The 9200-nt window shown below is 37.4% G+C and carries 10 protein-coding genes and 2 tRNA genes; 5 read left to right on the forward strand and 7 right to left on the reverse strand.

Features of this window, described 5'->3' with window-relative positions; genetic code table 11:
* Nucleotides 1-161 precede the first annotated feature (161 nt).
* Together P8M52_RS02665 and aroE are read left to right on the forward strand one after the other, a co-directional pair.
* On the forward strand, nt 162-2198 hold the full coding sequence (locus P8M52_RS02665) for an Rne/Rng family ribonuclease (RefSeq protein WP_300306919.1): 2037 nt from the start codon (nt 162-164) through the stop codon (nt 2196-2198).
* A gap of 4 nt (nt 2199-2202) precedes the next feature.
* Nucleotides 2203-3006: a shikimate dehydrogenase gene (aroE, locus tag P8M52_RS02670; RefSeq protein ID WP_300306923.1), complete on the forward strand. Its 804-nt coding sequence runs from the start codon at nt 2203-2205 to the stop codon at nt 3004-3006.
* On the opposite strand, the gene pdxH is transcribed toward aroE, so the two are convergent.
* Both pdxH and ubiM read right to left on the reverse strand, forming a co-directional pair.
* Nucleotides 2995-3633 (reverse strand): pyridoxamine 5'-phosphate oxidase, encoded by a 639-nt coding sequence (pdxH, locus tag P8M52_RS02675; RefSeq protein WP_300306926.1) that lies wholly within the window; start codon nt 3631-3633, stop codon nt 2995-2997. The two genes, aroE and pdxH, sit on opposite strands and share 12 nt — an antisense overlap.
* The gene (gene ubiM, locus P8M52_RS02680) at nt 3633-4859 is read right to left on the reverse strand and encodes a 5-demethoxyubiquinol-8 5-hydroxylase UbiM (RefSeq protein ID WP_300306929.1); all 1227 of its coding nucleotides are present in this window, start codon (nt 4857-4859) and stop codon (nt 3633-3635) included. Before ubiM ends, pdxH begins: the two co-directional genes overlap by 1 nt.
* Before the next feature lie 55 nt (nt 4860-4914).
* Between ubiM and P8M52_RS02685 the strand changes: the two genes are divergently transcribed.
* Nucleotides 4915-5331, forward strand: a complete 417-nt coding sequence (locus tag P8M52_RS02685; RefSeq protein ID WP_300306932.1) for an isoprenylcysteine carboxylmethyltransferase family protein — start codon at nt 4915-4917, stop codon at nt 5329-5331.
* Here P8M52_RS02685 and P8M52_RS02690 read toward each other — a convergent pair.
* The 5 genes from P8M52_RS02690 to P8M52_RS02710 form a co-directional block, all read right to left on the reverse strand.
* Nucleotides 5326-6405, reverse strand: coding sequence for a tetratricopeptide repeat protein (locus tag P8M52_RS02690; RefSeq protein WP_300306935.1), 1080 nt, complete (start codon nt 6403-6405; stop codon nt 5326-5328). The two genes, P8M52_RS02685 and P8M52_RS02690, sit on opposite strands and share 6 nt — an antisense overlap.
* Before the next feature lie 176 nt (nt 6406-6581).
* A tRNA-Val gene (locus tag P8M52_RS02695) sits at nt 6582-6658 on the reverse strand.
* 89 nt (nt 6659-6747) lie between these two features.
* Entirely contained in the window at nt 6748-7443 is a 696-nt protein-coding gene (pyrF, locus tag P8M52_RS02700; protein WP_300306938.1) for an orotidine-5'-phosphate decarboxylase, read from the reverse strand.
* 12 nt (nt 7444-7455) lie between these two features.
* Entirely contained in the window at nt 7456-7746 is a 291-nt protein-coding gene (locus P8M52_RS02705; RefSeq protein WP_300306941.1) for a tetratricopeptide repeat protein, read from the reverse strand.
* A 97-nt stretch (nt 7747-7843) separates the two neighbouring features.
* Entirely contained in the window at nt 7844-8254 is a 411-nt protein-coding gene (locus tag P8M52_RS02710; protein WP_300306943.1) for a glycine zipper 2TM domain-containing protein, read from the reverse strand.
* Between the two features lie 65 nt (nt 8255-8319).
* On the opposite strand from P8M52_RS02710, the gene P8M52_RS02715 reads away from it, so the two are divergent.
* Both P8M52_RS02715 and P8M52_RS02720 read left to right on the forward strand, forming a co-directional pair.
* Nucleotides 8320-8934, forward strand: coding sequence for a DsbA family protein (locus P8M52_RS02715; protein ID WP_300306945.1), 615 nt, complete (start codon nt 8320-8322; stop codon nt 8932-8934).
* Nucleotides 8935-8968: 34 nt separating this feature from the next.
* Nucleotides 8969-9045, forward strand: a tRNA-Arg gene (locus P8M52_RS02720).
* Nucleotides 9046-9200: the final 155 nt, after the last annotated feature.

The following is a 9200-nucleotide window of genomic DNA, read 5'->3' on the forward strand; positions in this document are numbered from 1 at the left end:
CTGCGACAGAGTAGCCAGACCTGAAAAGGGTTGATAAACCCTTGTAAAGAAAGGTTTTTTATCATTTATGATGAACACAAATCACACTTTAATATTAAATCAGCACTTGAGTGTTGATTGCCTATGTGCGTACTTAAGTCCCCCACAACAAGGACTTGATCATGAATCATATTTTAATCAATGCAACTCACAAAGAGGAAATCAGAGTTGGCATTGTCAAAAACAAAAAACTAACTGGACTTAACATAGAGACCAGTCTTAATAAAAAGACTAAAGGCAATATTTATCGTGGAAAGATCTCACGAGTTGAACAATCATTAGAAGCAGCATTTGTCGATTACGGCAAAGAAAGACAGGGTTTTTTGCCTTTTAAAGAAGTTGCTGAAACTCTGTACAATGGTGCAACACCTAAAGGCTCTAAACTAACTATTTCTGATGTTCTAAAAGAAGGTCAAGAAATTATTGTACAAGTTGAAAAAGAAGAGCGTGGCAACAAAGGTGCTGCTCTAAGTACTTATATCAACTTGGCTGGCGCTTATATGATCTTAACGCCAAACAACCCTAAAAGTCATGGTATTTCCCGTCAAATAACCTCCTCTGACAGACAATCATTAAAAGAAATCATTGGTAAAATTGTCATGCCTAAAAACTCGGGTCTAATCATTCGAACTGCAGGCAGTGGCAAAAGTTTAGAAGAGCTTCAATGGGAAGTAAACTACCTATCTGATCTTTGGAAATCTATCAATACAGCAGCAGAGAAACGCACTGCACCTTTCTTAATCTATCAAGAAAGTGACATTATTATTCGCACCTTGCGCGACTATCTTCGTGCTGATACAGACAGTGTTATTATTGATGAATTGGAAGCATTCCAAAATGCTAAAGAATTTGTTAGCTTTGTACTGCCACAATATCTAGATCGAATTAAATTTTTTGATGTCACTGAACATTCGCTTTTCAACCATATGGGTGTTGAAAATCAAGTTAAAAGCGTATTTAATAGAGAAGTATCTTTACGCAGTGGCGCAACCATTGTATTTGATCCAACAGAAGCCTTAACTGCAGTTGATATTAACTCTGCTCGCGCCACAAAAGGCTCTGATATTGAAGAAACTGCCTACAATACAAATTTAGAAGCGGCAAAAGAAATTGCTATCCAATTGCAACTTAGAGATATTGGTGGATTGGTTGTTATTGATTTTATTGATATGGCCACTGAAGAGCATCGACAAGCCATTGAAAAAGCTATGGAAGCAGCAACACAAACAGACCGTGCTCGCATCCAAATTGGCAATATTTCTAAGTTTGGACTTTTAGAGATGTCAAGACAACGCTTAATGAGCTCTGTCACTGAATCGGTTGAAAAGTCTTGCCCTGCTTGTCATGGTCGTGGTACAACACCAACCATTCCAACACTGGCATTGTCTATTCTTAGACAGCTAGAAGATGGTTGCAATGCCAGCAACCAAACAGCAAAAATAACCATTCAATCTAGCGTTGAAGTAATCACTTATATTCTCAATGAAAAGCGTCAAGATGTCGCTAATCTAGAAGCTAAGCATGATATCAAAATTACGCTACTGCCCAATCCTTACATGCAGTTTCCAAACTTCACAATTAACAAACAAAAAGGCAGTAAAAAATCACAACACAAAAGCTATCAAGGCATTTCAAAACCACAACAAACATTGGCTGAAAATGGACTGGCTGATGAATCTGAAATTCCAGCAATTGATATGAATCGCCCTAATACGCGTGTACCTGAGACCGTCAAAGAAGAAAAGGAACAACCCTCTTTATTTGCAAGAATCAAGGCTGCATTATTTGGCAAAAAGAAAAAGCCGAATAAACGAAAAGCAAATTCTAATAATAAAAATCGGAACAGAAATCGGAACAGAAATCGTAATAAAAACAAATCTGACAATCCGGCACAACAACAGAGCAAGCCTAAGCAACAAGGCCAAGGTAAAAAACAGCAAAATAAGCCTAAGCAACAGAGCAAACCTAAGCAACAAGACCAGGGTAATAAGCAAGATAACACTCAAGCAAATAGTGCACCAAAAAATCCTACTAATGAGCAGATAAACAAGCCAAAACCTGAAGTCAAAACACAGAATTCTAGCAAAAAATCAGAATCTAGTTCATCGGCTTCAAAACAACCCGAAGTTAAGCAGCAAGAGGCAAAACAACCTGAGTAGACCTATGTACAATTTAGCAGTATTTGGCAACCCAATAGCGCACAGCTTGTCCCCTACTATTCACGCTGAGTTTGCACAGCAAACCGGTATAGAGGTTAATTACGACAAAATATTGGCACCCATTGATGGCTTTAATCACAAGGCTCAGCAATTTATCGATGAAGGGGCTACTGGTTTCAATATCACAGTACCTTTTAAATTAGACGCTTATAATTTCGCAACAAAACTTACGCTTAATGCGAAAACTGCAGGTGCAGTTAACACTATCAAAGTTGAAGGATCTGAATTAGTTGGTGAAAACACTGATGGCATAGGGCTGGTTAACGACTTGGTTAACAATCTTGGTGTTAATTTAAAAGACAAGACAATTTTAATTCTAGGTGCAGGTGGCGCAACACAAGGCATCTTACTACCATTACTAAAAGAAAATCCAAAGCGTGTCATGATTGCTAATCGTACTGCTAGCAAGGCCCAACAATTACAACAAGACTTTGCACAATACGGCAATACTTGTGGATTTGGCCTAGAAAAAATCAAGAACGAGCCTGTTGATGTCATCATCAATGCAACGAGTGCTTCGCTTGATGGAAAAATGCCCAATATTGCTAACGGTTGTGCTGATGGTGCTATTTGTTACGATCTTATGTATGGCAAACAGACACCTTTTATGGATTGGGCTAAAGCTAACAATGCATCAATGATCGTCGACGGATTAGGCATGCTAGTAGAACAAGCGGCCAGTAGTTTTGAATTTTGGACAGGTAAAAAACCTAATACTCAAAAAGTAATGGAAAATTTAAGGCGCTAGACGTTCAATCGTCCAATTCTCTCCTGCTTTAATATAAACAAATCTGTCATGTAGGCGATTCTCTCTACCCTGCCAAAATTCAATTCTATGAGGGATGACTCTATATCCACCCCAAAAATCAGGCAATGGAACTTTGCCTTGTTTAAATTTATTCTTCATTGACTCAAACTGACTTAATAGCGCTTGTCGAGAGGAGATGCCACTAGACTGAGCCGATGCCCAAGCGCCTAATTGAGAGTCTTTCGGACGTGATGAAAAATATTTTATAGAGTCTAATGTTGAAATTTTTTCCACCGTACCGGAAATTTTAACTTGCCTTTCTAGGTCCAGCCATGGAAACAATAAGGCCGCATTTGGATTGGATTGGATTTGCTGTGATTTTTTCGAATTGTAGTTAGTGAAAAAAACAAAACCCTGCTCATCAAATGACTTTAGCAAAACAGTTCTAATGCTCACTTCATCTGCATCACTAGTGGCCAGACTCATGGCATTAGGCAAGGTTAAGTTTGCTTCGCTTGCTTGCTTCATCCATAGTTCAAACTGCACAAAAGGATCGCCATTCATTTGTTGACGAGAAATACCATTACTGGTAAATTCTCGTCTCATTGCGTTAAGATCAGTTTGCATTAGAAGGGTAACTTGTTTAAGACTTTAGATAGTGGCGAAGAAGTATTAGCTTTTGCCTCAGTTAAATGACTAGAAATTAAATACTTAATCGGTGGGAAATTTTCAGCAAATTTTAAAACCATCTTTCTGACTTGTTTAACCACAGGTGCATCGTTGGTAAATAATGCAACAACGCCATTTGTACCGAAAAACATCAGTCGTGTTAAATTAATATGTTTCTTTTCAAATAATTTTAACAAGGGTTTGGAGCCGATATCTTGACCGTGGGTAAGCGCCTCTTTGATCAAAGTAGTCAAAATATCTTGCCCTCTTAAGCCTAAATTAAATCCGTGTGCAGTAACTGGGTGCATACCAACAGCAGCATCGCCAATTAAAGCAAATCGATCTGCAATAAAAGTTTGCGCATGTACGCCCACCAAAGGATATGAATGTCTTTTACCCTCTTGCATCATAGCGCCCAACTCACCTTTGAAATCTTGAGTAATTTTTTCATTAAAGTCTTGCTCACTCATATCAAGCATCTTTTGAGCTTGATCAGTTTTAACCGTTAACACTACTGATGAAGCATTGCCTACCATCGGCAAAAGCGCCAATGTTTGACCATAATCAAAACACTCCAATGCAATATTATTATGCGACTGTTCATGTGTCATTTTGGTAACAATCATCACTTTAGAAAAATCTTTCATCAATGATGGAATACCCACTTTACGACGAATATTAGAAAAGCGACTATCAGCTGCAATCACCAGTTTTGCTTCAACAGTGTTATTATCGGTAAAAATAACCTTGGAGTATTCATTGCAATACTCCACATTATCAACAGTAGCATCAGTGATAATTTCTATGTTGTCAGCTTGACTTACCCGCTGATAAAGGGCTTTTCTAACTTGATAATTTGGCACTAAATAGCCAAGCGCTTCAATTGAAGAGTCGTCACTTTTAAAGTTTAATAACGAAGGTGAATCACCATCAAATACTTTTGCTTCTCGTAATAAAGAAACTTCTGATTGGTCAACCAAATCCCAAACACCTAGCTTCTTTAAAATCTTTAAGGATAAATGCGTTAGTGCAATCTCTCTACCATCAGGCATTGGTGTAGATAGTGACTCTACACTGGATTTTTCCACCATTAAAATCTTAACATTTTCGTCTATCATTGAACTGGCAAAGCTAAGTCCTGCTGGGCCACAGCCAATAATAACAATGTCATATGCTTTTTGCATGTTTAGATCTAATATTTTTGAGATAATAGCAACATTATAACAATCAAGCCTTGTGATGATTTACGTTGTTATCCAATTCAGCTGTATTATTTATCTAGTTTTCAATATACAGACTGATAATTTTGCTCTAATGGAATATTTGTTAACTATTGCCGCTATTGTTATTGGTTTAAGCGCTGTCGTGTCTATGCAGCTTAAGAACCTTAATATCCTCCCAGAACTGAAAAAGACTCACCAATTGCGAACAAAAGGGGTTTATCATTTTGCCAGACACCCTATGTACACCAGCGTTTTATTGTTATGTTTGGCATTCATGTTGAGCAATTCACATTTATTTGCTCAAATAACCATGCTAATTCTATTTGTTGATCTAATCTTAAAATCTAACTTAGAAGAAAAGTTATTGTCTGAACGTTTCCAAGATTACCCAGAATACCGTCAAAAAACGGGCCGATTCTTGCCATTTTTATAAGTCTTTTAATTGCTGAATAGCTTGCTCATCACCTATTTTTTCAAGTTTCTTTAACCAGTATTTAGCTTTTTTAATAGAGCGCTTAACGCCAGTGCCCTGTAGATACATATCTGCCACTTTACTCCAGGCAGGCTGGTGCCCTTTTCTGGCAGCGGCTATTGTAAAGTTGTAAGCCTTAGATGGGCTTATTTTTACACCTTGGCCCAATTCGTAATGTCTAGCAATGTCTAGATAAGCTGCCAAATTCCCTTGTTTGACTGCCTGTTGATATAGCTTATGTGATTTTCTATAATTCTGGTTAGGATCCGAATCATAGAGTGAGGCCAGTTTATAACTTAAGTTGGTATTACCATTTTCATATGACTTTTGATACCAATCAAATGATTGTTGAGCGCCCCCTATGCCACCAAACTTATACAAGAAAAAACCTTGCTCAATTAATGATGCTAATTTTTCTTGAGCCTGTGCATGATCTTGATTAGCAGATTTAAACAACCACTCGTATGCCTTTTCATAATCCTCATCATCTGCATAAGCCACACCTAAACGATACTGCTCATCACTATTGCCAGATTTAGCTGCCTCAATTTTCCATTTACTCGCTAATAATGCATTCTTCTTTACCCCGTTACCTTGCTCATACATTTGCGACAAATTATATTGCGCATCTGCATAACCCTGGTTGGCAGATTTTTTTATCCACTGGTGAGCTGTTTTTAAATTTCTTTCAACCCCAATGCCTAAATAATACATACTACCTAGAACATACTGGCCTTTTGCATGACCGGCAGTAGCTGATTCTTGCAAATAACCAATCCCTATTTTGTCATCTTGCTCAACACCGTGACCTTGAATATACATGATACCTAAAGCAGTTTGAGCATCTAGATCATGCAACTTTAGCGCATGTTCAAAAGCGCTTAATGCCTTTGTATAACTTTGCTCCACGCCACGACCATAATAATAATCTTGTCCACGATCATATAGACTAGTTTCAGCAACAACAGTCGCTGTTGATAAAATCAAAACTGAAGATAAAGAAAATCTCAAACTAATCTCAACAAGCTTCTTCATTTCTCACCTAGCTATTCCGATATGTAATCAATTTTTGCCATTTATTTTTAGTTAGTTGGCTGTTATCCTTAGGCATGTAAGTTTACTATTTAATTGATAAATATAAATTGATGTCAAGTATACATTTTTGCAAACTAAAAATATAAGCTTTAAAACAATAAATTGTAGAAGAGAGATGGTAGTCACGGTCAGATTTGAACTGACGACTTCCAGCATGTCATGCTGGCACTCTAACCAACTGAGTTACGCGACTATAAAGATTGCTATTAGCAGATTGCTAACAACGAATGCAGAATTATACCTCGTAAACAAATATAAATACTGCGTAAAGAGGGGTTAAAACTAGAAACAGGTTTTAATAATATCTTGGATATTACTAGCTGCTGCGTACGGATCGTCCGCATTTTTAATTGGGCGGCCTACAACAATATAATCAGAGCCAGACTTAAACGCTGTTGCCACATCCACCACACGTTTTTGATCATCATCATTTGCTACTGGGCGAATACCTGGAGTAACAGCAATCAATTTATTGTCAACATACTCTCTTAAAAATGGAACCTCAAGACCTGAAGATACCACACCATCACAACCTGCTTCAAAAGCACGTTTAGCACGTGAAATTACCAAATCTTGCACATCGCACTTAAAACCTAAGTCATCAAGATCACCGCGATCTAAACTTGTCAAAGCTGTTACCGCTAGAATTTTAAGATCACCTTTATTTTCAGCAGCCTTTTCCATTAAACCTTGGTTGCCATGAATAGTTGCAAAGGTTGCACCGTACTGACTAAGGCGATTAATAGTTCTACCCACTGTTTCTGGTACATCAAAAAATTTAAGATCAACAAATACTTTTTTATCTTTAGCAATTAACCAGTCCATCAATTGGAAATATTGACCAGTCATTAGCATTTCCATACCAATTTTGTAAAAGTTAACACTTTCATCTAACTGATTAACCAAGTCTTTTGCTTGAGAAACTTCAGGCACATCTAATGCAAAAATTAATCTGTCTTCAATCTTAATATCTTTCATGACTATTCCTATTTAAAAAATACTACCACCAGAATAACCATTTTCATTAGCTTTTCTGATCCAGTACTTTGATTGTTCAATATCCTTATCAACTGACTTGGCTAAGGCGTAAAAAATGCCCAAATTATACTGTGCTTTTGCATAATCTTGGGTGGCAGATTTCTCATACCATTCAAAGGCTTTAGTTAAATCCTTATCAACACCCATACCTAAGTCATAAGCAAGTCCTAGCTCATATTGAGATTGGGCATCGCCCTGCTCTGCAAGTTGTTTTACTTGCTCGTAGGTTTTTTCTACTGCCATTTAATTATTTTGGAGAAATCTCGACGTTGACTTTGACAGCCTTTCCATGAGGTCTTTTCTTGGTAGTATAAGTAAAAATACGGCCGTCGTATTCATACTAAACTCGGTAATGACTCAAACGTTTTTGAGATTCTTCACGGTATTTTGTTTCACAAATTTCACGACTAACTAGCGTGGCCTTATTAGACTTCTTTAACTCGTCATCATGAGCTAAAGACGCACCTAACAAAGCCCCTGCAACTGTCATAGCATCTTTACCATCACCGCCACCAAACTGATTACCAACTAAGCCACCTAAAATACCACCCATGATTTCATTAGCAGCTGAACCATCCCCTTGAGTTTGATAAAATTCTTTAATATAGCAATCTTGATATGGTTCACGAATCGTGTGAGTGCGATATATTTTATCAACTGATACTACGGTAGCTGTGTCTGTATAGCTGCCTGCAACCACGGGTTGAGCAGCAACTAACATAGGGATTAGTAACATTGTATTTAGCTTCATGTAGCAACTCCATTTGTAATAATTACGGTAGTATATATTCTACGCTTTTTAATCAAATTTAGCAGATGAATTCACCGACTTTATACTACATTTATGATCCAATGTGCTCCTGGTGTTGGGGATTTAATAACACTTGGCAACAAGTGCAATTACAGATCAACAATCGTCTTAAAATTCAGTATGTATTGGGCGGCCTAGCACCAGATAGCAATGAAATTATGTCTACTGAAATGTGTAGCTATATTCAAGAAAATTGGCGCAAGATAGAACGAGAAATTCCAGGCACAATCTTTAATAACGACTTTTGGGAAAATTGCACGCCAGTACGCTCTACCTACCCCGCTTGTCGGGCAGTCATTGCTGCTAAAAATCAAGGCAATCAATTTGAATTTTCCATGATTAACGCCATTCAAGAGGCTTATTACTTACAAGCAAAGAACCCTTCTAACAAGGCTACTTTAATTAGTCTAGGTGTCAGTATTGGGTTAGATGAACAGCAGTTTATCAAAGACTTAAACTCAAATACCACGCAAACAAAACTAGAGGGTGATATCGAGCTATGCCAATCTCTTGGCACAAGTGGATTTCCATCTCTTGTACTAGAGAATAAAGGGATTAAAAAAATGATTAAAATTGATTACAACAACCCAGCGTTTATTCTTCAACAAATATTCGCTTGAATAATTAACGCTCAGCGTTGATAATACCAACCTTGCCTTCGTAGCTCAGCTGGATAGAGCAGCCGCCTCCTAAGCGGCAGGTCAGCCGTTCGAATCGGCTCGAGGGCACCAAAATTGACAAAAAAATATTGAACTAAATTTAGATCGACTCTTTTTAAGAAAATCAATTCGCATATGTTAGAATTTCAAACATCATTGAAATTAAACAAAAAAATGTTAAAAATTATCTATTTAACCCCCTCTTCTTTTGGACTTTTTCCGTAAAT

Source organism: Candidatus Thioglobus sp., assembly GCF_029243085.1.
In the GTDB taxonomy this organism is placed as follows: Bacteria; Pseudomonadota; Gammaproteobacteria; order PS1; family Pseudothioglobaceae; genus Thioglobus_A.